The 23,176-nt window shown below is 64.8% G+C and carries 17 protein-coding genes; 13 read left to right on the top strand and 4 right to left on the bottom strand.

The window, feature by feature from the left end; translation table 11 throughout:
* Positions 1-16: 16 nt before the first annotated feature.
* Positions 17-5,089 carry a diguanylate cyclase gene (locus H6955_15130; GenBank protein ID MCP5314889.1) on the top strand — a complete coding sequence of 1,691 codons (5,073 nt, stop codon included), beginning with the start codon at positions 17-19 and terminating at the stop codon, positions 5,087-5,089.
* Between the two features lie 33 nt (positions 5,090-5,122).
* Entirely contained in the window at positions 5,123-6,850 is a 1,728-nt protein-coding gene (locus H6955_15125) for a hypothetical protein (GenBank protein ID MCP5314888.1), read from the top strand.
* Between the two features lie 208 nt (positions 6,851-7,058).
* Here H6955_15125 and H6955_15120 read toward each other — a convergent pair whose 3' ends face one another.
* On the bottom strand, positions 7,059-7,736 hold the full coding sequence (locus H6955_15120; GenBank protein ID MCP5314887.1) for a metalloregulator ArsR/SmtB family transcription factor: 678 nt from the start codon (positions 7,734-7,736) through the stop codon (positions 7,059-7,061).
* A 140-nt stretch (positions 7,737-7,876) separates the two neighbouring features.
* Here H6955_15120 and H6955_15115 point away from each other — a divergent pair, with 140 nt between their 5' ends.
* Together H6955_15115 and H6955_15110 are read left to right on the top strand one after the other, a co-directional pair.
* Positions 7,877-8,701 carry a sterol desaturase family protein gene (locus tag H6955_15115; GenBank protein ID MCP5314886.1) on the top strand — a complete coding sequence of 275 codons (825 nt, stop codon included), beginning with the start codon at positions 7,877-7,879 and terminating at the stop codon, positions 8,699-8,701.
* Positions 8,694-9,668 carry a VTT domain-containing protein gene (locus H6955_15110; protein ID MCP5314885.1) on the top strand — a complete coding sequence of 325 codons (975 nt, stop codon included), beginning with the start codon at positions 8,694-8,696 and terminating at the stop codon, positions 9,666-9,668. Before H6955_15115 ends, H6955_15110 begins: the two co-directional genes overlap by 8 nt.
* Positions 9,669-9,883: 215 nt before the next feature.
* Here H6955_15110 and H6955_15105 read toward each other — a convergent pair whose 3' ends face one another.
* Positions 9,884-10,273, bottom strand: a complete 390-nt coding sequence (locus tag H6955_15105) for a hypothetical protein (protein ID MCP5314884.1) — start codon at positions 10,271-10,273, stop codon at positions 9,884-9,886.
* A gap of 389 nt (positions 10,274-10,662) precedes the next feature.
* Here H6955_15105 and H6955_15100 point away from each other — a divergent pair, with 389 nt between their 5' ends.
* The 5 genes from H6955_15100 (at position 10,663) to H6955_15080 (ending at position 17,071) form a co-directional block, all read left to right on the top strand.
* Positions 10,663-11,832, top strand: a complete 1,170-nt coding sequence (locus tag H6955_15100; GenBank protein ID MCP5314883.1) for a hypothetical protein — start codon at positions 10,663-10,665, stop codon at positions 11,830-11,832.
* A 102-nt stretch (positions 11,833-11,934) separates the two neighbouring features.
* Positions 11,935-14,751, top strand: a complete 2,817-nt coding sequence (locus H6955_15095; GenBank protein ID MCP5314882.1) for a hypothetical protein — start codon at positions 11,935-11,937, stop codon at positions 14,749-14,751.
* A 25-nt stretch (positions 14,752-14,776) separates the two neighbouring features.
* A complete protein-coding gene (locus tag H6955_15090; GenBank protein ID MCP5314881.1) occupies positions 14,777-15,373 on the top strand; it encodes a DNA-3-methyladenine glycosylase I in 597 nt (198 codons plus the stop codon).
* A gap of 187 nt (positions 15,374-15,560) precedes the next feature.
* Positions 15,561-15,881, top strand: a complete 321-nt coding sequence (locus tag H6955_15085; protein ID MCP5314880.1) for a hypothetical protein — start codon at positions 15,561-15,563, stop codon at positions 15,879-15,881.
* 311 nt (positions 15,882-16,192) lie between these two features.
* Positions 16,193-17,071, top strand: a complete 879-nt coding sequence (locus tag H6955_15080) for an aldo/keto reductase (protein MCP5314879.1) — start codon at positions 16,193-16,195, stop codon at positions 17,069-17,071.
* A 40-nt stretch (positions 17,072-17,111) separates the two neighbouring features.
* Here the strand turns inward: H6955_15080 and H6955_15075 are convergent, their stop codons facing one another.
* Positions 17,112-17,414: a hypothetical protein gene (locus H6955_15075; protein MCP5314878.1), complete on the bottom strand. Its 303-nt coding sequence runs from the start codon at positions 17,412-17,414 to the stop codon at positions 17,112-17,114.
* A gap of 351 nt (positions 17,415-17,765) precedes the next feature.
* Here H6955_15075 and H6955_15070 point away from each other — a divergent pair, with 351 nt between their 5' ends.
* Positions 17,766-18,896 (top strand): hypothetical protein, encoded by a 1,131-nt coding sequence (locus H6955_15070; GenBank protein ID MCP5314877.1) that lies wholly within the window; start codon positions 17,766-17,768, stop codon positions 18,894-18,896.
* Between the two features lie 91 nt (positions 18,897-18,987).
* On the opposite strand, the gene H6955_15065 is transcribed toward H6955_15070, so the two are convergent.
* A complete protein-coding gene (locus H6955_15065) occupies positions 18,988-19,599 on the bottom strand; it encodes a hypothetical protein (protein ID MCP5314876.1) in 612 nt (203 codons plus the stop codon).
* A 359-nt stretch (positions 19,600-19,958) separates the two neighbouring features.
* Between H6955_15065 and H6955_15060 the strand changes: the two genes are divergently transcribed.
* The 3 genes from H6955_15060 to H6955_15050 are packed head-to-tail and all read left to right on the top strand — an operon-like array spanning position 19,959 to position 23,175.
* Positions 19,959-21,017, top strand: a complete 1,059-nt coding sequence (locus tag H6955_15060) for a glycosyltransferase family 9 protein (GenBank protein MCP5314875.1) — start codon at positions 19,959-19,961, stop codon at positions 21,015-21,017.
* Entirely contained in the window at positions 21,014-22,102 is a 1,089-nt protein-coding gene (locus H6955_15055) for a glycosyltransferase family 4 protein (protein MCP5314874.1), read from the top strand. The genes H6955_15060 and H6955_15055 overlap by 4 nt, the downstream gene beginning before the upstream one ends.
* Positions 22,099-23,175 carry a glycosyltransferase gene (locus tag H6955_15050; GenBank protein ID MCP5314873.1) on the top strand — a complete coding sequence of 359 codons (1,077 nt, stop codon included), beginning with the start codon at positions 22,099-22,101 and terminating at the stop codon, positions 23,173-23,175. The genes H6955_15055 and H6955_15050 overlap by 4 nt, the downstream gene beginning before the upstream one ends.
* Position 23,176 lies beyond the last annotated feature (1 nt).

Below are 23,176 nucleotides of genomic sequence, written 5' to 3'. Positions count from 1 at the left end.
TGCAGAGATCCTGAGTGTGAACGCCTCCAGCCTCCAGCTGCCGGGGTACGAGATCGACGCCGTTCTGCATCGGGAAGGTGGTCGCGTCGTATATCGCGGCATGCGCCTGACGGACCGCGCCCCGGTGCACGTGGTGACGTTGGATGCAGCGTATCCTCATCCCAAGCAGCTTGCCGAACTGAGACGCGATGGCGCCATTGCCGGGAAGCTGAACGACGTCGACGGTGTGCTGAAGGTCGATGGCTTGCTGCCTCACGGTGGAGGCAACCTGGCCATGGTCTGCGAGCCCATGCCTGGTTCGCTGTTGCAGCGCATGGCCGCATCGAAGGGTCGGGGTCTACCTTTGGGAGAGGTGCTCGATATTGCCTGGCGCCTGGCAAGGACCCTTGGCGCCATCCATTCCCGAGACATCGTGCACAAGGCGCTGACGCCCGATCACGTGTTGTTCGATCCCGATTCCGGCGAGATCCGTCTGGCCGGATTCGGCATCGCCTCGGAACTGGAACAGGAGCGCCAGGGAAGCGAGGCGTCCACGTACCCGGAAGGGCCCCTGCCGTACATTTCCCCCGAGCAGACCGGCCGCATGAGCCGCGATCTCGACTACCGTTCCGACTACTATTCCCTTGGCGTCATGCTGTTCGAACTGCTCACCGGGCGGCGGCCATTCGATGCCGAGACCGTATTGGAGTGGGTCTACTGCCATATCTGCCGTCTGCCGCAGCCACCCCACGAACTGTCTCCCGAGGTGCCAGAGGCGGTATCGGGCATCGTGCTGAAACTCTTGTCGAAGAGTCCGGAGGCGCGGTATCAGACCGCCGAGGGGCTGATGCACGATCTGGCACGCTGTGCGGACGAGCTGGCGACGAAGGGGGAGATCGAGCCCTTCGCGCTGGGGGAACTCGACCTCGCCAAGCGGTTTATTCTGCCGCAGAGCCTTTATGGCCGCCGGCACGAACTGGAGCATCTGTTTCACCTGTTTGAATCGGTGGTGCGCGGGCGGGTCGAATTCTGCCTGGTGCATGGCTCACCGGGCGTGGGCAAATCGGCCCTGGTCAACGAGATCGACAAACCCTCGGTGCGTGAGCGTGGATTCCTGGTCCAGGGAAAGTTCCAGCAGTTCCAACACGGCGATACCTATACGGTGCTGGCGACCGCCCTGCGTGGTCTGGTTCAACAAATACTGGCCGAACCCGAAGAGCGACTGGCGGACTGGCGCAAGCGGTTACAGAAAGCGCTCAAGTCCAACGCACGTCTGGTCGTGGATCTGGTGCCGGAGCTGGAGTTGGTCATAGGGCAGCAGCCGGAAGTGATTGAACTGCCGCCCGTCGAGGCGCGCAATCGATTGCATATCGTCTTGACGAACTTTCTGAGCGTGTTCGCCGCCGAAGGGCATCCCGTGGTGCTCTTCCTCGACGATCTGCAATGGTGTGATGCCCCGACGCTGGAACTGTTGCACCGATTGGTTACCTCCCGGGAGCTCAGCCACCTGTTGATAATCGGTGCCTATCGGAGCAACGAGGTGGGACCCGGGCATCCCTTGCGACTGCTGCTCGACGATCTGGAGGGACAGCCCAATGTGAGTCATCAAGGCGTCGGGCCGCTCGACCTAAGCTCGGTGACCAGTCTGGTGGCTGATGCATTGAACCGCGAGCCCAGTGAGGTCGCTCCGCTCAGCGAGATGCTCTACGACAAGGCGCATGGCAATCCGTTTTTCACCAACGAACTTTTGCGCCAACTACACAAAGAGGGCGCGATCACCCGCGACCCCGACGATGGGACGTGGAACTGGGACCTGGATGCGGCGCGCTGGTCGGGCGTCAGCAGCGACGTTGTCGAGTTCATGGTCGAAAACCTCCGTCGGCTGGAACCGGCGACCCAGCGCGTACTGCAGCTGGCTGCCTGCATCGGGAACACTTTCGATCTGAAGACGCTTTCCGCCGTCTACCAGCAGCCCGTTGCCGAAACCGCAGCGGTACTGCTGCCGGCGCTCAAGCAGCAAACCGTCATACCCCTGCATGGCGACTACCGACTGGTGGTCGACGCCGCAGCGCCCTTGGGGTTCAACCCCAGCTACCGGTTTCAGCACGACCGCGTTCAGCAGGCAGCCTACGCGCTGATTGCGGTCCAGCGGACGAACGAGGTGCATCTTTTCGTCGGGCGCCTGATGTTGCAGCACGTTGGCGACACGGTACCGGACGACCGGCTGATCGACATCGTGGGTCACCTGAACGCGGGCCGCCCACTGATTGAATCCGACGAAGAACGACTAAAGCTTGCGAAACTCAACATAAGGGCGGGCGTACGCGCCAAGCGATCCGCGGACTACGAGGCGGCCTCGGACTACCTCAGGACCGCACAGTCGATGTTACCCACTGATCCCTGGCGGGAGATGCCGGCGATGATGTGGACGCTGGCGAAAGAGTCCCAGCAGTGCGCCTACCTCACCGGGCGTACCGACGAAGCCGAACGGTGGACCGAGGAGATGCTGGAGCGCTCCCGATCGGATCTGGAGCGTAGCGACATCCTCGCCACGCGCACCCGGCAGTACGTCACTCTGGGCAGGATGGAGGCCTCCATTCAATCTGCCATCCAGGGTCTCTCGCTGCTTGGTATCGAGCTCACCGACTATCCCTCGGCGGAGGATATCGCCGAGGAACGGCGCCGCGTCGAGGAGAATCTCGGCGGTCGTCGCATCGCGGATCTCGTGGGCGCACCACCGGTCGAAAATGCCGAGACGCTCATGGCAATGCGACTGTTCATGGAAATCTTCGCTGCCGCTTTCCTGTCCGGGAGCGGAAATCTGTTTCCCTACCTGGTACTGAAGGCGGTGAATCTGTCGCTGCGTCATGGCAACTGTCCCGAGTCCGCCTTCGCCTACGCAGCCTACGGAATGCTGTTGTGCGGTGAGCTCAACGAGCCGGCCGTTGGCTATCAGTATGGCAGGGTGGGTCTTGCGATCAACGAGCGCCTCGATGATATCGCCCTGCGGGCGCGGGTGATCTATGTCTACGCCATGTTCGTGCATCACTGGAGCAATCCCTGGTCCAGCCTTGCGCCGTGGTTTCGCAAGGGCATCGAGGCGGGTTACCAGACGGGTGACCTGCTGTATCTGGCCTACAGCGCCCAGGACTGTGTCATCTGGGATCCGACCCTGGACCTCGAAACGGCACACCAGCTGCACGTAAAGAACATGGAGATCGTGCGCGAATGCGCCTATCAGGATTCCCAGGACTCCGGCACGCTGTTCCTGCAGCTACAGCGCAACCTGCTCGGCCTCACGGATTCACCCTTTGGCTTGAGCGACGACGGTTTCGATGAACAGGCGTGTCTGGCGGGGATGCGGCAGCGTCGATTCATGACCGGGATTGCGAATTACCATATCTACAGTGCCGAGATCTGTCTGCTGTACAACGACTACAACCGCGCCCTGGAACATGTGCGTCTCCAGGACTCACTGATCAAGTCGGCGATGTCGTTACCCCAACTCGTTCGATTCTACATCGTCGCATTTCTGACCCTGGCTTCCTGCTACCCAAGAATGTCCGTGGACGACAAGGCCGCAACGCGTGAACGGTTGCAGCGGGATCTCGCGCAAATGACGCGCTGGGCCGACAACTGCGAGGAAAATTTTCGCCATCTCCAGTACTTGATGACAGCTGAGCTTGAACGGCTGGACGGCGCAGGCGAGAGCGCATTGGAGCGCTACGATGCAGCGATCAACGCGGCGCAGAGTAGCGGTTTTCTGCATGACGAGGCTGCCGCCAGTGAGCGGGCGGCCCGGCATCTGATTGCACTCGGCCGCGACAGGGCGGCGGAAGGCTATCTGCGCGGTGCGCATCATCTGTACAACCGCTGGGGCGCGCGTCGCAAGGTCACCCTGATGGAGCAGGAGTTTCCGGTGTTGCGGGAACTCGTCCAGGGCGCACCTGCCCCGCTGCATGGTGGTGGCGAAACCCTGAACCTGGATCTGGCCTCTGTGATGAAGGCGTCGAGGGCGATCTCCGGCGAGATCGTGCTGTCGCGCCTGTTGAAGATCACGATGGAGATTCTGCTCGAGAACGCAGGGGGCGAGTGGGGCTGCCTGGTCGTGCGTCGGCAGGGCGTGCTGACCGTGGAAGCGGGAGTGGCTCCCCCGAAAAAAAATCGGCGGCACGAAAACGTACCGCGCAGTGCCTGGGTAACGGTAATCGAAGGCGGTGAAGTCGCCCTGCCGGTGACCCTGATATGCCAGGTGTTGCGAACGGGCGAGGCGCTGGTGCTGCACGACGCCGCTCAAGAGGGTTCCTACACGCGCGACCCTTATGTCCTGGAGTGCCAACCCGCATCGGTCCTGTGTGTGCCGCTGCGGCGGGAGCGCTTCGAAGGGGCTTTGTACATGGAGAACAACCTGACCGCCGGTGTGTTCACCGAGGAGCGTGTGGAAATCATACGTCTCCTGGCGGCCCAGGCTTCTGTGGCAATCGAAAATGCGCGTCTTTACGAACAGGTGCAGGAACACTCCCGGACGCTTGAGCAGAAAGTGGTCGAGCGGACTGCGCGACTGGAACAGCTCAACCGGGCGCTGCAGGGATTGGCCGAGCGTGACGGTCTCACCGGCGTCGCCAACCGGCATAGAGGGGACACCTATCTGGACGAGGTGTGGGCGCGCCTGCGGCGCGAGGAACAGGCACTGTCGATCATCATGCTCGATGTGGACCACTTCAAGGCATTCAATGACAACTATGGTCACCAGGCAGGGGACAACTGCCTCAAGGTGGTGGCCGAAGCCTTGCAGACCCAGATGCGGCGTCCCGCCGACATGGCCGTGCGTTTCGGTGGTGAGGAGTTCATGTTGATTCTGCCCGACACGGATCCGGAAGGGGCGGGCCACGTAGGTGAGAAGGTTCGCCTTGCGGTCGAAGGGTTGGCGATTCCCCATGCACATTCTTCTGCAGCCACTGTGGTGACGATCAGCGTCGGTAGCGCCACCATCGTGCCCGGGTCGGAAGAGGGCCCGGAGCAATTGATCCGCAGAGCGGACACCGCCCTGTATCAGGCCAAGCGAATGGGGCGCAACAGGTTGGAGCAGGCACCAGCTGTTGGGGCCTAGCCCATCAGCAGCGGATCAATATTGGAGAAACAGATGACGACATCGAGTTGGAACCCTCAGCCGTCGACCGGTGAATGGAACAGCGCCGACAACTGGAATCCCGCCGGGGTGCCGAAGGGGACGGCCGCATTCGCCGTCACAACTCAGACCATGGTCAGCTTTTCGCCAGTATCCGACGCGGCGGTGGACGGTATCGAGTTTGCCGAGAGCGCGCCCGCCTACACCTTCGAATTCGGACCTTCCGCTACCCCGGCTTTGACGATCACGGGCAAGGGCATCGACAACCGTTCCGGAAGGCTACAGAGCTTCATCGTTGCGGCAACAAGCAGCGGATTCAGGAACCCGCAGCTGGTGTTCAGCAACGCCGCGACAGCGGGCGGGGACGACGTCTTCTACTGCGCCGGCCCCATCACGGAACAGGACTATGGTGGCGGTGTGATCCGCTTTCAGGACACGGCGACCGCCGGCTCGGCGTCGTTCAAGGCGTGGACCGGTGCCGCCGCACCTCCCGAGCACAATACTGTCGGCGGCGAGATCAGTTTCTGCGATGCATCATCGGCGGATACCGCCCGCTTCATGATCTACGGCAGCCTCGGCGCCGATGGCGATACCTTCGGCAATGTGGTCTTCCACGACACCGCATCGGCGGCCAACGCCACCTTCACGAATGTCGGTGGAACGGTCTCCGGCGGCGATGGCGGCAATACCCAGTTCTACGGCGACTCAACGGCCGCCCATGGCGTCTTCTACAACGAGGGTGCAACCCACCCCAAGGCGAACGGCGGGGACGTCGCGTTCGATGGCACGGCGGTCGGCGGTAACGGACGCTTCCACAATTACGCCGCCAAGGCCCCCGGTGCATACGGTGGGGTGACCAGCTTCAACAACAATCCGCCCAGGATGGAGGCAACCCAGGGGGCGTCTGCCGGTCAGGGTGCTTACTTCAACTATGGCGCACTGGAGGGTGAGCAAGGTGGCGGTGGACACCTCACGTTCAGTGCCAAGTACGCGTCTCCGAGCGCCGCAAACGCCAGCATCGTCAACTGCGGCAGCAGCATCGAGAACAAGTCCAGCGCCGGCCATACGATCTTTTCAGTCAACCTGCCCACCGAATATTTTCCAACGGCGGGCAATGCGACCCTATGGAACCACCCGGCGGTTCGCGAAGGGGCGGCTGCGGGTTACACCGAATTTTCCGTGTACGGAGAGGGCGCAGCGGATGGCAATGTGCCCACCGCGGGCAGTGCGACGATCGTCAATCTGGGCGGCAACGTGTCGCAGGCGGCCGGCGGTTATACGGTTTTCTCCGGCACGTCGAGCGCGGGCAATGCCAGTCTGATTGCCCATGGCGGGACCGGGGGCGGTTGTGGTGGCCGCATCGCGTTCTACGACGATTCTTCCGGTGGCGCGGCCAAGATCCAGCTTTCCGGCAACGGAGAGTTGGACATCGGCGGTCACTCGAAGGGCGTAACCATCGGCGCGCTCGATGCGAATGAGGGAATCATTTCGATCCGGATCGGTGCCGACGCGACGTTGCTTCGGGTATCCGACGCGTTGACGCTCAACTCGAGCCGCCTCACCTTCTCTTTCTGGAAAAAGGATGCGGACGATGTCGCATTCAGCACGGCCTTCACGATCCTTTCCAGCGCCCATCTTTCGGACTACGGACCGGACCGGTTCCACGGCAACAGCGTGGACGGTGTGGCCCCCACTTTCGCGATTGTTGGCGATGAGCTTCAGGTGACCTTTGTGCGGCGATGAGCCCAACGACACCAGGACGGCTTTCCCCCTGATCTCTCAATTCATTCCCTGGGGACAGTCCGCGCCGAACGGGGGCGATTGCGAAGGCTTCTTCGTGCCGTGGCCGCCGGCCAACGACCGACCGTTCCCGACCAGCGATGATCGACCGCAGCTGTGCCACCGGTCCCACTGTTGAGGGCCTGGGGTATCCCGACCCCCTTCCGCCGGATTAGCGGGGATGTGAAACCGTCGCGACCGGATGGCCGGCATGGCGCCATTCGGGCATCCCCTCCTCCAGCCGCCGGGCCTTGAAACCGGCCGCACGCAGCTGTCTGACGGCCTCGAACGACAGGACGCACCAGGGACCGCGGCAATACGCGATGATCTCCCGGTTGTCCGGCAAGGTACGCAGCCGCGATCTGAGATGGTCGAGTGGCACGTTCAGTGCCCCCGGGATATGCCCCTGGGCAAACTCCCCCGGCGGTCGCACGTCGAGGACGGTGACCAGCCCGCTGTCGGCACGCTGCAACAGCTCGCTTGCCGGCAGCGGTTCGAAGTCGTCGCGTGCGTGCAGGTAGCTGTCGATCAGACTGCGGACTTCGGCGGTATGCGATTCGGCCAGCGTGCGCAACGCGGCAATCGCATCCAATGCGCGGTCGTCGGCCAGTGCGTAGAACACCTGCTTGCCGTCGCGCCGTGGTGTGACCAGGCCCACCCCTTTGAGTTGCTGCAGGTGCTTGGAGGCGTTTGCAATGGAAAGCCCTGCCGCCTGAGCAAGCTCATCGACGTTGCGCTCACCCTGCGCCAGATAGTCGAGCAGCTCCAGGCGGGCATCGCTCGCCAGCGCCTGGGCGACGCGGGCGAGCTGTCCGAACAGCCGTTGTTTGGGCCCCTTGGTTCTTGACATGGGCCACGACCCCCACTAATCCTTCAACCGATCGGTTGAATATCGTACCGTGCCGCCAGTATAGATCAGCTGCGGGATGGACCACCCAGTCTCCGGGAGAGCACTTGGACTCGTTGCAAGCCCACGAAGCCGCGATCCGGCTGACCTTTTTTCTCGCCATCTTTGCCGCGGTGGCCGCCTGGGAGCTGGTTGCCCCGCGGCGCCGGCTCGGGGTCTCGAAGACGTTGCGGTGGGTCAACAACCTGGGCCTGGTGATGCTCAATACCGTGGTGCTACGCCTGTTGTTCCCGACCGCGGCGGTCGGCGTGGCGGCGTTCGCGGCAACCCGGGGCTGGGGGCTTTTCAACTATGTGCAGCTGCCGGCCTGGGTCGAGATGCCGGGCGCCGTCGTCGCGCTCGACTTCGCCATCTGGCTACAGCACGTGATGGTCCATGCGATCCCGCTGCTGTGGCGCCTGCACCGCGTCCACCATGCCGACCTCGACTACGACCTCACCACCGGTGCACGTTTCCACCCGCTCGAGATCATCCTGTCGATGCTGATCAAGTTTGCGGTGATCCTGCTGCTCGGCCCGGCGGTCGCCGCAGTGATCGTGTTCGAGGTGGTGCTGAACGGCATGGCGATGTTCAACCACGGCAACGTCCGCCTGCCGGCGCCGCTCGACCGTGTGCTGCGCTGGCTGGTGGTAACCCCCGACATGCATCGCGTGCACCATTCGGTCGAGGACGATGAGACCAACTCCAACTTCGGTTTCAACCTGTCGATCTGGGATCGCCTGTTCGGTACCTATCGCGACCAGCCCCGCGGCGGACATGATGGCATGACCATCGGCATCCGTGGCTACCGCGAAGTCCGGCAGGTGGCCTGGTTGCCGGGAATGCTCGCACTGCCGTTCCACGGCCGCATCACCGGGTATGCGATCAATCGGCGGCAATGGACCGGCGACGGGCATGACGATGCCTGAAACCTGGCGCCGGGGGTTGCTGGTCGCAATGCTGCTGTGCGCGGGCGGCGTGCTCTTTTTCTACCGCGACCGACTGGACGCCGCGGTACTGCAGGACTGGGTGGCGGCCGCGGGCATTGCCGGACCCCTGTTGTTCGTGGCCTCGTACGCGACGGGTGCCGTGCTGTTTCTGCCGGGCGCCCTGTTGACGCTGGCCGGCGGCGTTCTGTTCGGCCCGGTACTCGGTACCCTGTACAACCTGAGCGGCGCCACGCTCGGTGCGGCAGCCGCCTTCCTGATTGCACGTTTCGTCGCAGGCGACTGGGTGCAGCGGCGCTCCGGCGGTTTCTTCGGGCGCCTGCTGCAGGGGGTCGAGGCGGAGGGTTGGCGATTCGTCGCGTTCACCCGCCTCGTGCCCCTGTTTCCCTTCAATCTGTTGAACTATGCGCTGGGACTGACCCGCATACCGTTCTGGCAGTACCTGCTGACGAGCGCGATCTGCATGCTGCCCGGCGCCATTGCCTACACTTACCTCGGTTACGCCGGCCGAGAGGCCGTTGCCGGCAGCCAAGGCATGTTGCAGAAAGGTCTGATCGCACTCGCGCTGCTGGCGGCTGTCGCGTTTCTGCCGCGGCTGATCGGGCGGCTGCGTCAACGCCCGATGCTGGAGGTCACCGAACTCAAGCAACGCCTGGCAGGCGACAGGGGCCTGCTGGTGCTGGATGTACGGACGCCCGAAGACTTTGTCGGCGAACAGGGTCACATCGCCGGTGCCCTGAATCTGCCGCTCGAGGACCTGGCGTCGCAGTTGGATCGACTGAATGCCTATCAGGAACGGCCGATCGCGATCGTCTGTCGTACCGACCGCCGTTCTGCGAAGGCCGGTGCATTGCTGACGCGGCACGGCTTTGCCGATGTACAGGTGGTGCACGACGGTATGACCGCCTGGAACGCGCAGGGCTGGCCGGTGGAACACGAGGCCCGCTGAGCCCCGACGAGGTGGTCGTGCGCGGTGCGTGCGACCCGGAGGGAGACAAGCCGCCCGAAGCGGTTGGAGTCGGCGTCTTTGCCCCGCTGTCTCTGCGTTGCCGCACCGGGAGGCAGCTGTACCGGGTGCGGTCCCAGCGACCAGGTGCCACAGGGCCTTGCGCATCGAGCTACCCGCAGGGCGCAGGCGTACCGGACCCTGCGGGTGCACGTCCGTCAGGATTCACCGGCACGCTCTTTGTGCGACTCGCGAGCGATCCTCGCCCAGTCGGTTCCCACAGGATAGCGCTCGTAGTAATCGCGATAGGCGGTAGCCTCAGGGCTGCCGCGCTGGACCTCGTAGAGACTGATGCGCGTGGGCCCACTCGCTTCGATCGACCCGGCAAACGGGAAATCGCCCGCCCCGTCGATGTCGTGCGAGGCGTACAGCACCTCGAGCGAAGAGCGCGTCCCGCTCGGCGTTACGGTCGGGAATGTCATCGCCGGGCCATCCCAGATGCTTGGATCAAGCTCCGAAGACCCGATCTGAGTCTGGAAGGCAAAGGGTGCTGCGCCGACCACGCTGGAAGCCATTGCCAGTACGCCGGCAATCAATGTCTTTTTCATCGTCCTGTCTCCTTGTACGCATGGCCCAGTGGTTGCCGCCGGGCTTCGTTGTAGGAGACCCGGGCGAATACGGTTTTCTTTCGGTCGCCCACCACACCGATCCGCATGGCCCCGTCGAGGTCTTGCGTCCCAGCCCGGGTTCGCCCACCCTGGCCGCCTCATTGCCGGGGGCCGATGCCAGTGTCGGGCAGCGGAGTGCGGGCCGTAGCGCCGGCGCCGGTCTGCGGACGATGCTTTCCGGCTGATGTCCGCTGAGAGCCGCCGCCGGTTCCAGGTTCCATGACCGCCCGATTGGCACTATCTTCATGGTGTCGTGCGACCGTCGAACGGCCGGGTTGGCGCCGTATCAGCAGGGTCGGAATCGCTCACTGGATCCGAAGGAGGCCGGGATGGCAAAAACCGTTTTCGAAGACGACTTCGTCGTGGGTGGGTCGGCCAACAACCGCCTGACGCCAAATTTCAAGATCAAGGAATTCACCGACCCGCAGGGCAAGATCCACATCCACCGCGAGCTGGTCGCTGCATTGCAGATCCTGCGCGACACCCTGGGTACACCCATCGCCGTCAAACAGCTGCATCCGGGTGCCGCACTCGAACCGTCGGCGAAGGGCACCTGCATCGTGGTTGGCAACGCCGATCCCGAGGGTCTCGCCAAGGCTGCGGGAAAACTCAGGCGCGAGAAGTATTTTGCGCGTGTGGACGCGGTCGGGAACGATGTCTACCTGGAGATGCCGGATCCGGCGAAGATGCCGGAGATCAAGCCAGAGACGGCCTTCGACTGCGGAATGCAGGTCACGGCGGCGTTCGAAACCAGTGGCGACCCCTATCAACAGGTGACCGGCAATTTCGATGGCGCTGGGCTTTCGTTCGGTCCCATCCAATGCAATCTCGGCACCGGTACCCTGCAGGAGCTGTTTCGCCGTTTTCGCGGTGAGAACGAGCCCTTGCTGAGGTCCTGCTTCGGCAGCAACGAGGCCGACTATGCGGCGTTCTGGAAGGTCCTGGACGGTTCGCGAGCCAGCGCGGTCCGCTGGGCCGATGGACAGAGTACCGGCAAAACCAAGCATGGATTTTCCCAACCCTGGAAAGGCTACCTCGAGGCGGTCGGCCGCGAGGAGGTCTTTCGACGGGCGATGCTGCGCTACGCCTACGACAAGTACGGCAAGGTGCTGCTGTCGACGATTTCGTTCATGCGCGGCATCTCGCCGGTCCAGGTGACCAATCTACGTTGCCTCTCGGCCCTCTACGACATGGGTGTCCAGCAGGGTGGGTTCGAAAAGGCGCGCAGCGAGATCATCACCCGTGTCTTTCACGAACAGCCGACGGACGAGTTTGCCCTGACGCGCATCGTTGTCGAGGAACGCGCAAAAAAGGCGAGCAAACGCTGGCGCGCGGACTGTCTCAGTCGGCGATTGGGCATTCTCGACCGTGAACCCGTGCGCGTCAGTCTGGACGGCGAGGTCGCCGTACGCACCAATCCCCGGGTCTACCTGCTGCGCAATGGCCCGGTCGGCGAGATCGATGCCTATCTCGGCGAATCCAGTGACAAGGTCGGGTAGCGAATCTGCACGGCGTGGTCGGGGTCGTTCGCCCCGCGCGCTGGTCAAGGGGTTTGCGCTCGGGGTAAGCGGTTGTGCCGCATGCATGGGAGGGACGGTTCGATGAACTGGATTTCGCGCATCATCGAAGGCTTTTCGGCGATCTCCCGCGCCGGGGACCTGCTGCTGCTCAGCCAGTTGCAGGACCGATTGGCCGGGGCGCACCTGCCGGACGGCGCGGACGACATCCTGGCATTGCTCCGGCGTTTTCGCAGCGGCGGGCTGCCGACCGGCGCCGAGTTGGAGGCGTTGCTGGCGGTCCTCGAGATCGACCAGAGCGAACTGGAGCGTCTGGTCGCGTTTCAGCGGACGCTCGACCAGCGGCTGGGCGAGGGACCGGCGCGCCTGCTGAGCCTGAACCTGCGCGACGTGGCGGCGAGTGACACCCCGCCACTGCGCCTGCCGATCACTGCCCCGCTGCCGGTGCCGATCCCGGACGTCGAGGGTTTCACCCTGCTGCTCGGCGCACAGGCGGAAGCGGCGTTGGTCGTGGATGCGAGCCCTGAGCCGGAGCCCTGGTTTGCGTCCTTCGCCCTGGACCGGTGTCCGGTGCTGGTGCATTTCTCCGGCACGCTGAAAGGCGAGGTCAAGGCCGGACTGCCGCTCCATCCGATCACCCTGAGCGGCCGCTCCGCGGCCGCGCTGAATACCGGCCTGCGGTACTGGTTCCTGAACCGCAGCGAACGTCGCTGGGGGCGCGTCCTGGTGGACAACGCCGCGCGCCTCGGGGACGCGCTGCCATTGGACCTGGCGCGCATCCACGACCTGCTCGACAGTCAGGAGCTGTTGGCGATGCGGCTCGATGTCGAAGGTCAGCTGGACGTAGGTGGCGAGATAGCGGTCAGCCTGCCGATGGAGCTGCTCGCGAACACCGAAGCGGCACTCGGGGTGGCGGTGGGTTTTTCCGCCCACCGGGCCGGTTCGCACAGCTTTGTCGCGCGTCAGGATGCGGTGCGTCCAGGCAATGTCCTGCTGTCGATCGTGAGCGGTAGGACCGAATCATCGTCGGTCGCGCTGCGCCTGGGTATCCAGGTCGACTTCAGCGAGTACTACCAGGCCATCAAGCCGCAGCTGGCCCGGTATCTCGGATCGGCGGCGACCATCGTCGAAGAGCTGAAGGCATTCACCGAACCCTCCGAGATGATCCGCGAGCGGGCCACCGCGTGGTTGAACCGGCGCGCCGGCGAGGCCTGGTTCCGCGACCTCGCGCTGGCGGGTTTCGGGATCGATGCGGCCAGGCCACCCGCCGAGGTGATCGCCGGCCTGATCAGTCATCGTATCGAGACCACGGCGTTGAAGTGGGAGAAGCGTGCCGAGGCGGTGGTCGGCCCCCTCGCCGAGTTGTTGTTGGCCGATCTGGACCTGTCGACGGAGTTGCGGCCACGCATCGAGGCGATGGTGCTGGACGCCATCGACGAGTTCATCGAAAAGGCCGGGGAGGCCATCGCCGCTTATGTGAAATCGAGCACCCGCTACAAGCAGGTCGCGAAGGCGCTCGACGAGATCGGCGAAGGGTCGAACGATCGCTTGCGAAGCGTGGATGCGCGGGCCGACGAACTGCGCAGGCTGCTCAGCCGTTACCAGCAACGTATCGGCGAGATCGGTCGTCGGGTGGAAGAGGCGACCGAGGTGAGACTCTCTGCACGCATCGCCGCCGATGCCAGTGCATCGCAGGGGACGGGCAGCGAGCTCGAACTGTCGTTCCGGCCGGATGACGCGCAGGCGCGCACGGCCTGGCGACAGGTGCTGACCGGGGATCTGCGCTCGGTGGTCAAGACATGGGGTGGGACCTCGGACGGGCCGGTGCAGGTGCTCGACGGGCGATTGTCGCGCTTCGCCCGACGGACGCGAGGGCGCGGGTTCGACGTCGTGTTGCTCGATCTTCAGCTGAGTGGCCGATCGATTCTCGATACCGCCGTGCGTGTCGAGGCGGATGCCCGCGGCAACGTGCTCGCGGTCGTGTCGCGGGCCTCGGTGGAACAGGAGCGTTCGTTGCTCGCCGAACGCCGGACCCTGCGCTTCGTCGAATCGTCGCGACTGGCGCTCGCATCACTGACCAGCGATCTCGACCTCGACCTGACGTTGAGCCACGGCGGCAACCGACTGGACCCCGACGAGGCGCAGAGCATCCTGCGCTGTTTCGCCGAGCGCGATCTGCTCAGCCAGGCGAGCGCGGCGTTCGCCGCGGGCTATCTGCAGACGCATCCGCAGGAGGCCAAGGAGGCCGAGCTGATCGTCCGCATGCGTCTCACGGACGAGGAGGTGCGCCGTCTGCTCGGTGTCGGCATGACCGCGGCGGATCTGGCGGACCGCACCAAGGCGCTCGCGGCGGAAGAGATCGGCTGGGCGATCGATCAATACGGTGTCCACAACCCGCGCGCGCTGCTGGCGTTTTGCACCAGCAACGGTCTGCCGGGGACCTGGGCGCAGATCATTCGCAGCCGGCAAAAGAGCGATCTGACCGCACTGTCGGCCGGGATCAACGATCAATCCGCGCTGCCCTCAGGGTTCAACACGGTGTTCGATTTCCAGAACGCGCTCGATCACGCAGCGGCGATGATCGATCTGCGCGACCACTTGGTCGGATTGCTGTTGACCATGCAGGAGGTGCACGGCCTTGCCGCGACCGAGCCGGACTGGGATCCACCGCGGTGGCAAGAGGAACTCGACGCGCGCCAACGCATTATCGCCGAACACGTGGCCCCGTGGGTCGAGGTCAGCCTGTTCCGGATGATCCGGGACAAGGCGAGGCCGCTGACGATCGCACTGTTCCGCTGCGTGCTGCGCCTCGCGGGACGCGTCCCGGTGGCCGGCAGTAACATCGTCCGTGCAGAGATCAAGGTGGCGGGGAGGCCACCGCGGTCATTGACCGAACTGTGAGCGGCGGGCTTTCGGCGGGAGATCGATCTTGACCCTACATCGTTGCGCATGGGCGAGCGGCGTGACGCCGGAATATATCGCCTACCACGATCGGGAATGGGGCGTGCCCAACCTCGACGACCGCCATCTGTTCGAGATGCTGATCCTCGAAGGTGCGCAGGCCGGCCTTTCGTGGGCGACCATTCTGAAGAAGCGCGAGGGTTACCGACGCGCCTTCGACGGTTTCGATGCGCGGAAGATCGCGCGCTACGACCCGGCACGCAAGGCCCTTCTGCTGGCAGATCCCGGCATCGTCCGCAATCGCCTGAAAGTCGATGCGGCCATCGGCAACGCCCGCGCCTATCTCGATCTGCTCGCCGGCGGCGAACGGCTGTCCGATTTTCTCTGGCAGTTCGTAGACGGCAAACCGATACAGAATCGCTGGAAGAACGCCAGGCAGGTACCGGTTACGACCCCGCAATCGGACGCGATGAGCCGCGCCTTGAAACAGCGGGGGTTCAAGTTCGTCGGTAGCACCATCTGTTACGCCTTCATGCAGGCGGTGGGCATGGTCAACGATCACACCACCGATTGTTTCCGGCATGCCGAGCTCAGTGCCGTGCGGCGTCCGCCACGGCGCTGAGTAGTCCGCGGGACCCACTCGAGCCCGGCAGGTGCCGAGGCAGTGCCGCTGTGAAAAAAGTCACACCAGCGGTGCGCCCTGGCGCAAAGCCTTTTGTCCCGTCGAACGGCATCATGGATCTCGAGTTGTCAGTAAAGCGGGCTGCGAAACCCCGGCCCGGAGCCAAAAGCCGAACGAGACGAAGAACATGATCTACCAAACAACACGATCCGCCCTGGTCATGCTGATGCTGGCAGGCGCGACGCATGCCGGCGTCCATCTCGACGCGGAAAGATTGATCGAAGAGGCCGTGGCCCGGGAGTACGCCGAAGCGGCCGCCGAAACGCAACTGAGATCAGCATCCGCGCGCATAAGGCAGATGAAGCGGACCCAGACAGGCGTGCACAACCGGCAGGAACTGCACGTCGGTGGTCAGCACGGTTCCGTGGTCGTCGATCGCCTGATGCAGAAGCAGTCGGGCGTCGGCAACCACCAATCGATGAGTCTCGGGGCGGTCAACGACCGTTGATGCTGACCGATCTTCGAACGCACACGACAAGGCGCCTTACGCCGCCCGCGAAGCGTCGGCGCGTTCATGCCACACCGCTGTCGCAAACGACACCCCACGAATGCTTCGGAGGTGGGCCAAGATCGCGTGTGCATCCTGGTCTGGCGGCCGCGCGCATCCTGGCCACGGCATCACTGGCGAGGGCATGCGACCGGATTCCGCGCGCCGGCCGTGACGACGGGTCAGCGCAATCGTGCCTTGCCTATACTCTGTTCCGCGGCCAGGCAAAGTCCTGCGTCGCCCGATCTCACGCATGGCAAGAGGTATTGTGTATGGAAGTGCAGCTCCACAACGGCGTTGCGATGCCCTCCCCCGGGTTCGGCACCGGCGCCATTCGTGGCTGGCAGGTCGACAACGACGAAGTTGTCGAAGTCGTCGGTGCGGCCATCGCTGCCGGGTACCGGCATCTCGACACCGCCTCGATGTACGGGAACGAGCGCAGCGTCGGACGGGCGATCAAGGGCAGCGGCGTCGCGCGTGACGCCCTGTTCGTCGTCACCAAGGCATGGAACACCGAGTGCGGCTATGAACAGATCCTGCGTGCCTTCGACAACAGCCAGTGTCGCCTGGATCTGGAGTACCTGGATCTGTACCTGCTGCACTGGCCGGTGCCGGACCTGATTGCCGAGAGCTGGCGCGCGATGGAGCGCCTGCACGACGAGGGTCGGGTACGGGCGATCGGCGTGTCGAACTTCCGCATTAGCGACCTGGAGCTGGTCCTTGCGACGGCCGAGGTCACGCCGGTGTGCAACCAGGTCGAGATCCACCCTTATTTCTCGCAGCCGGAACTGGCCGCATTCTGCCGCGCACGGGATATCCAGGTGGTCAGCTATTCGCCGCTGGGAACCGGCGCCTGGAGCGGCATTCCGAATGCCAGCAAGCCGGTAGCCGACCCGGTGATCGCCGAGATCGCCGAGCGACACGCGGTGACCCCGGCCCAGGTGATACTGCGCTGGAACCTGCAACACGGCTGGGTGCCGATACCGAAATCGGAGGACCCTGTGCGCATGCGGCAGAACATCGAGCTGCAAGGTTTCGTTCTCAGTAACGGGGAGATGCACCGTATCGATGCGCTGGACACCGGGCAGCGGTTCAATGTCGATCCCGGAGCGGCGATCGCAGCCAACATGCAGATGGCGGTGCCGGACTGACCGCCCCGGTCCGCTGCGGCCGGGATGTCCTACCCATCCCTCAGTCGCAGTCCGAGTCGGCGATGAAACCACCGCTCTCCACCGGCCGCTTGGTGCGTACGAACATCATCGAATCGATGCGATCGAACTGCTGGTCCATGGCCCGATCGACCTCGCTGACCATCAGGCCGTCGTAGATGGTTACCCGCCCGGCATCCTCGGCACGCAGCAGTGACGTCGACGGGTGGTGCAGCTGTTTCAGTTCCCAGCTGCTGCCGTCGGCCGCTGCCGCCGGCTGCAGCAACAGGTTCGCGGCGATCGCCGCGAGGATCAGGATCAACAGGATCAGGTCTTTCAGTGTCATGGTGTCGCTCCCCTCGTATCTGTGCCTTGTCGTCTTTCTGTTGCGAAGCCCTGCGATGCAACGGGCCTGCAATCGATACTAGGGGGCGCCCGCCTGCGGAACCCGGTAGGAATGATTGTCGGCAATGTGGAATATTCACGCTCCCGGTTGCACGGCGCGCCGACGTCCGGATGCCTTGCCGTCGCCGTGCCATGAATTAGACTCTTGCCAGTAGGCAGCGAACATCGCCGCAACGGTGGTTCGGTTCTTTTTCAGCGTCGCGCCAGGGGACGGCGGAGGTGGTCGCTTCGGCGCGGGCCGCAGTGCCTTGCACTGCCCCTTCCATCATCGGTTCAGATAACGGAGGAAAGCATGGCGACCAGAAAGAAGACCAGGCGCGCTACACCGACGGCGCCCGCAAGCAGTTACCGCAAGGAAAAGGCCGGCAGCAAATTCTGCGACATGCCCGAGATGGCGCCGCGCGTCCTGCCCGCGGACGTCGACCCGCGGCGCGCCGCTTTCGTGCTGCGTGTCAGCGACATGTGGGTCAATGGCACCGTGATCCACTATTGTTTCTTCGAGCACGGCAAGCACGGCTCGCCCGAGCATTGGACGGGCAATACCGCGGACAAACGCGAGGTGCGCAAGGCGTTCCAGGCGTGGAAGGACCTCGGCATCGGACTCGAGTTCAAAGAGGTCGGCGATCTCGATGAGGCGCATATCCGGATCGGATTCGATCAGAACGACGGTTCATGGTCGTACCTCGGTACCTACCCAATCGACCGGATCCCGCGTGCCGACCGCACGATGAACTTCGGCTGGTCGCTGACCACCGCGCATGGCAAGGACACCGCGTTGCACGAGATCGGCCATGCCCTCGGCGCGAAACACGAACACCAGAATCCGTTCTCCGGTATCCAGTGGAACCGGCCGGCGGTGTACCAGTATTTCAGCGGCCCTCCAAACAGCTGGAGCCACGCCAAGATCGATCGCAACATCCTCGATGCGGTCGCCGAGAGCGAGGTCGAGGGCTCGGTGTGGGACGGTGACTCGATCATGCATTACGAATTCGACGCGCCGTTGATCGATGGTCCCCCACCCTACGATGCCAACGGCATCCATCCTTCGGGCGGGCTGTCGGCCAAGGACCAGGCCTGGGTCAAGCATTTCTACCCGCCTCTGGCGAAGAGGGACTACATCGACCTGCTGCCATTTCAGTCGCAGGTGATCAGCCTGCAGCCCGGCGAACAGGTCAATCTGCTGATCAAACCCGATGCGACGCGCAAGTACACGATGCAGACCTTCGGTGAGGCCGACACCCTGATGGTGCTGTTCGAGGATGACGGGAGTGCCGACCCCAAGTACCTGCAGGCGGATGACGACAGCGGTACCGACTACAACGCGAAGATCGAGCAGCGCCTGATGAAGGGCAAGTCCTATATCCTGCGTATCCGGCTGTACTACGCGCAGGCGAGCGGCGAGGCCGCGGTCATGCTCTGGTAACGCTGTCCGGCATCCGGATCGGTGGCAGACAAAAAAGAGGGCCGCGGACGGGAGCGACCGCGGCCCAAGCACAGCTTTCTTTGTTTTTGGATCAGTCGACCGAACCGGCGCTGAGTTTCTGGCTGTTGAGCAGGCCGGACTGCGACTGGCTCATGCGGTTGACGGTGGCGTGTGCGTTGACCGAGCCGATCACGTTGGAACCCTCGACCGAAGCGATGTTGGCCTTCTGCTTGTTGAGCAGGCCGCTCTGGGTCTGGGTAGCCGAGTTGACGCGTGCATGCGTCTCGACCGAGCCGATCACGTTCGAGCCCTTGACCGAGCCGGCGTTGAACTCCTGCTTGTTGAGCAGGCCGCTCTGACGCTGCGAGACACGGTTGATGGTGCTGTGGGTCTCGACCGAGCCGATGACGTTGGAATCCTTGACCGAGCCGGCGTTGAGCTCCTGCTTGTTGAGCAGGCCGGACTGACGCTGGTCAGCGCGGTTGATGCGGGCGTGGGTCTCGACCGAGCCGATGACGTTGGAATCGCTGACCGAGGCGAAGTTGGCCTCCTGCTTGTTGAGCAGGCCGGACTGGGTCTGGCTGGCGCTGTTGATGCGGGCGTCGGTCTGCACGCTGCCGATCACGTTGGAAGCCGAGTGAGCGGCGCCAGCGGCGATGAACAGGGTGGCGAAAGCGGCGGCGAAGGTGGTTTTCTTGAACATGGTCTCTCTCCTGGTAACAGATGGTTGGTTAGTTCAGGTCGGTGTCAGTGCCGGCCTGTTGGAGAGAATCTTAGGGGCCGCCCGCAAAACCCCCATTGAACCAGGACGCACCCCCCATGTGACTTATTCACAGCGGCAACGAACGCATAGAACGGCCTCCGCCGGGATGCCTGGACCACGCCGCTACGCTGCACGGCATTGACTCGTGCAGGGCGTTCGGTCGACCCTTGCCTCTCGTCCATCGATACGCTGGCACGGCCAGCCCAGGGGTGAAACCTTCGTGCACCGATCGCGCCCGAATCCCGGCCTGCCCGGCGCTGGAACGACCTGTGACCGCCCGGCGTCCAACGAAACACCGCATGTCTTCTGAACCGGCGATCCTGATCGTCCGCCTGAGCGCGATCGGCGACATCGTGATGGCGTCGCCGCTGGTGCATGCGTTGCGCCGCCGTTATCCGGGCGCGCATATCGCCTGGCTGGTGCAGCCCGAGTCCGCGGCACTGCTGCGCGACCATCCCGAGCTCGATGAGGTCATTGTCTGGCCACGTGCCCAGTGGCGCGACCTGTGGAGGCGACGGCAATGGGCCGCGCTGTGGCGCGAGATGAAGGCCTTCCGGCAGCGCCTGCGCCGACAGCATTTCGCGCTCGCGCTCGATCTCCAGGGACTGCTGAAGAGTGGCCTGCCGACTTGGATCTCGGGTGCCGCAAGGCGCGTCGGCCTAGGGTCGCGCGAGGGCAGCCAGTGGCTGATGACCGAGGTGCTGCCGCGCGGCGGCGAGGCGGCGATGATCGGTTCCGAGTACCGCTACCTCGCCGAGCACCTTCGGCTGCCGGTCGACGATTTCAGGATGCAGATCGGGATCGGCGCCGAAGCGGCCGCCGCGGCCGCTGCGCTGCGCCGCGAGGCCCTGCCGCCGGATCGGCCCTATGCGGTGATCTGCCCCTTCACGACGCGCCCGCAGAAACATTGGTTCGTCGACCACTGGCAGGTGCTGATCCCGCGCCTGCGCGACGAGTTGGGCATGCAGGTCGTGATGCTCGGCGGACCGGGTGACGTCGCCGCGGCGCGCGAGATCGCCACCGCGGCTGATACGGTCGACCTGGTCGGCAAGACCGAGCTGCAGACCGCCGCCGCATTGATCCGTGACTGCGCCCTGCTGGTCGGCGTCGATACCGGCCTGACCCACATGGGCATAGCGTTCGACCGCCCGACGCTGTGCCTGTTCGGCTCGACCCGGCCCTACCTGCGCAGTGGTTCGCCGCGCACCCGGGTCCTCTACCATGCACTGCCCTGCTCGCCCTGCCGGCGCAACCCGACCTGCGACGGTGCCTTCACCTGCCTGCGCGAGATCACCCCGGACGAGGTGCTGCAGACCGCGCAGCGGTTGTTGGGCGATACGCAGGACGCGGTGGTATGAAGATCCTGCACGTCGAGGCGGGCAGGCACCTGTACGGCGGTGCACGCCAGGTGTTGTACCTGCTCGAGGGCCTGCAGGCCCGGGGGGTCGACAACATTCTGGTGTGTACGAACGGCAGCGAGATCGCGGCCCGCGCGGCGCCGTTCGCCGAGGTCGTCGAGCAGCCGATGCGCGGCGACCTGGACCTCGGCCTGATCGGCCGCCTGCGACGACTGATCGGCGCGCGCCGGCCGGACCTGGTCCATCTGCACAGTCGACGCGGCGCGGACCTGCTCGGTGGCATCGCGGCGCGCCTCGCCGGCGTGCCGAGCGTACTGTCGCGTCGGGTCGACAATCCCGAGTCCCGCCTCGCGGTGGCGCTCAAATATCGCCTGTACGCGCACGTGGTGACGATCTCCGACGGCATCCGCGATGTGTTGCTCGGCGAGGGACTGGCACCGCATCGGGTGACCTGCGTGCACAGCGCGATCGACCCGGCACCCTGGCGGCAGGGGTGTGACCGCGAGGCGTTCGCGCGTGAGTTCGAGTTGTCGCCGGATGCGCCGGTCGCGGGCATGGTCGCGCAGTTCATCCCGCGCAAGGGTCACCAGCACCTGCTCGATGCCTTGCCCCCGGTGATCGCGCGGCATCCCGGGCTGCAGGTCGTGCTGTTCGGCCAGGGCCCGCTGCTCGAACGGATGCGCGCTGCGGTCAGGGCGCAGGGACTCGCCGACCGTGTGCGGCTGGCCGGGTTTCGCACCGACCTCGAACGCTGGCTCGGCTGTCTCGACCTGCTGGTCCACCCGGCCGAGATGGAGGGTCTCGGCGTGTCGCTGCTGCAGGCCGCGGCGGCCGGCGTGCCGATCATCGCGTCGCGTGCCGGGGGCATGCCGGAGGTCGTCGTCGATGGACGCAACGGCCTGCTGATCGACCCCGGCGACGTCGCCGCGCTGACCGCGGCGATCGACCGCCTGCTCGGCGATGCCGATCTGCGTCGCAGGATGGGAGAGGCCGGGCGCGCACTGGTCGACGAGCGCTTCGCAGTGCCGGTGATGGTCGCCGGTAACCTCGCGGTCTATCGACGGGTACTCGGAGTCGCCGCATGAAGACCCTGCAGATCGTCGGCAGCAAGCAGATCGCCGGCGCCGAGCGCTGGTTCCTGCGCTTCGTGCGCACCCTGCAGGCGCGTGGCGATGAGCCGGTGGCGGTGGTGCGCCGTGGCAGCGAACTTGATGGCGAGGCGCTCGCCGGCGTGCGCCACGCGGCATTGCCGCTGCGCACAGTCTGGGACCCGCTGTCGCGCTGGGAGGTCAGCCGCCTGATCGCCCGCGAGCGCCCGGCACTGGTGCAGACCTACATGGGGCGTGCGACCCGGCTGACCCACCTGGACCCGCGCCGCGGCATCGTGCACGTCGCGCGCCTCGGTGGCTACTACAAGCTGGATGGTTACCGGCACGCGCATGCCTGGATCGGTAACACCCGTGGCCTGTGCGACTACCTGGTCGGTGCCGGCTTCCCCGCGGCGCGCGTCTTTCACATCTATAACTTCGCCGAGCCGGTACGCGCGGTCGATGCGGGTGAACTGCACGCATTGCGCGAGCGCCTCGCCGTCGAACCGGATGACCTGCTGCTGCTGACCGCCGGACGCTTCGTCACGGTCAAGGGGCAGCGTTATCTGCTCGAGGCCCTTGCCCGGCTGCCGGACACGCTGGGCGGACGGCGATTGCGCCTGGTGATGCTCGGGGACGGCCCGCTGGCGGACGATCTGCACCGCCAGGCGCGTGACAGCGGGATCGCGCAGCGTATCGTCTGGGCCGGCTGGCAGACGGATACCGCGCCCTGGTACGCCCTGGCCGACCTGGTGGTGTTCCCGTCGCGCGACGCCGAGACGCTGGGCAACGTCGTGCTCGAGGCCTGGGCGCATCGCAAACCCCTGGTCACGACGCTGTTTCGTGGTGCGCGCGAGATCACGAGCCATGGCACAGACGCCTGGTGTGTGCCGTGCGACGATCCGCCCGCGCTCGCAGAGGCATTGCGTACCGTGATCGCCGATCCGGCTCTGCAGCGGCAGCTGGTGGATGGCGGCAGTGACAGCCTGGCGCGAAATTTCAGCGAGGCGGCGGTCATGTCACAATACGACGCACTGTATCAACAGCTGACGACGGCCGGTCCGGTTTGAA

Source organism: Chromatiaceae bacterium, assembly GCA_024235395.1.
GTDB lineage: Bacteria > Pseudomonadota > Gammaproteobacteria > Chromatiales > Chromatiaceae > Thiosocius.
This window is presented reverse-complemented; position numbering and strand designations above follow the sequence as displayed.

Bases quoted from the DNA above. Each gene is read 5' to 3' on its own strand.
- H6955_15060 (MCP5314875.1), top strand. From the start codon at position 19,959: ATGTCTTCTGAACCGGCGATCCTGATCGTCCGCCTGAGCGCGATCGGC.
- H6955_15080 (MCP5314879.1), top strand. From the start codon at position 16,193: ATGGAAGTGCAGCTCCACAACGGCGTTGCGATGCCCTCCCCCGGGTTC.
- H6955_15050 (MCP5314873.1), top strand. From the start codon at position 22,099: ATGAAGACCCTGCAGATCGTCGGCAGCAAGCAGATCGCCGGCGCCGAG.
- H6955_15070 (MCP5314877.1), top strand. From the start codon at position 17,766: ATGGCGACCAGAAAGAAGACCAGGCGCGCTACACCGACGGCGCCCGCA.
- H6955_15055 (MCP5314874.1), top strand. From the start codon at position 21,014: ATGAAGATCCTGCACGTCGAGGCGGGCAGGCACCTGTACGGCGGTGCA.
- H6955_15105 (MCP5314884.1), bottom strand. From the start codon at position 10,273: ATGAAAAAGACATTGATTGCCGGCGTACTGGCAATGGCTTCCAGCGTG.
- H6955_15075 (MCP5314878.1), bottom strand. From the start codon at position 17,414: ATGACACTGAAAGACCTGATCCTGTTGATCCTGATCCTCGCGGCGATC.
- H6955_15110 (MCP5314885.1), top strand. From the start codon at position 8,694: ATGCCTGAAACCTGGCGCCGGGGGTTGCTGGTCGCAATGCTGCTGTGC.
- H6955_15100 (MCP5314883.1), top strand. From the start codon at position 10,663: ATGGCAAAAACCGTTTTCGAAGACGACTTCGTCGTGGGTGGGTCGGCC.
- H6955_15095 (MCP5314882.1), top strand. From the start codon at position 11,935: ATGAACTGGATTTCGCGCATCATCGAAGGCTTTTCGGCGATCTCCCGC.
- H6955_15085 (MCP5314880.1), top strand. From the start codon at position 15,561: ATGATCTACCAAACAACACGATCCGCCCTGGTCATGCTGATGCTGGCA.
- H6955_15120 (MCP5314887.1), bottom strand. From the start codon at position 7,736: ATGTCAAGAACCAAGGGGCCCAAACAACGGCTGTTCGGACAGCTCGCC.
- H6955_15065 (MCP5314876.1), bottom strand. From the start codon at position 19,599: ATGTTCAAGAAAACCACCTTCGCCGCCGCTTTCGCCACCCTGTTCATC.
- H6955_15125 (MCP5314888.1), top strand. From the start codon at position 5,123: ATGACGACATCGAGTTGGAACCCTCAGCCGTCGACCGGTGAATGGAAC.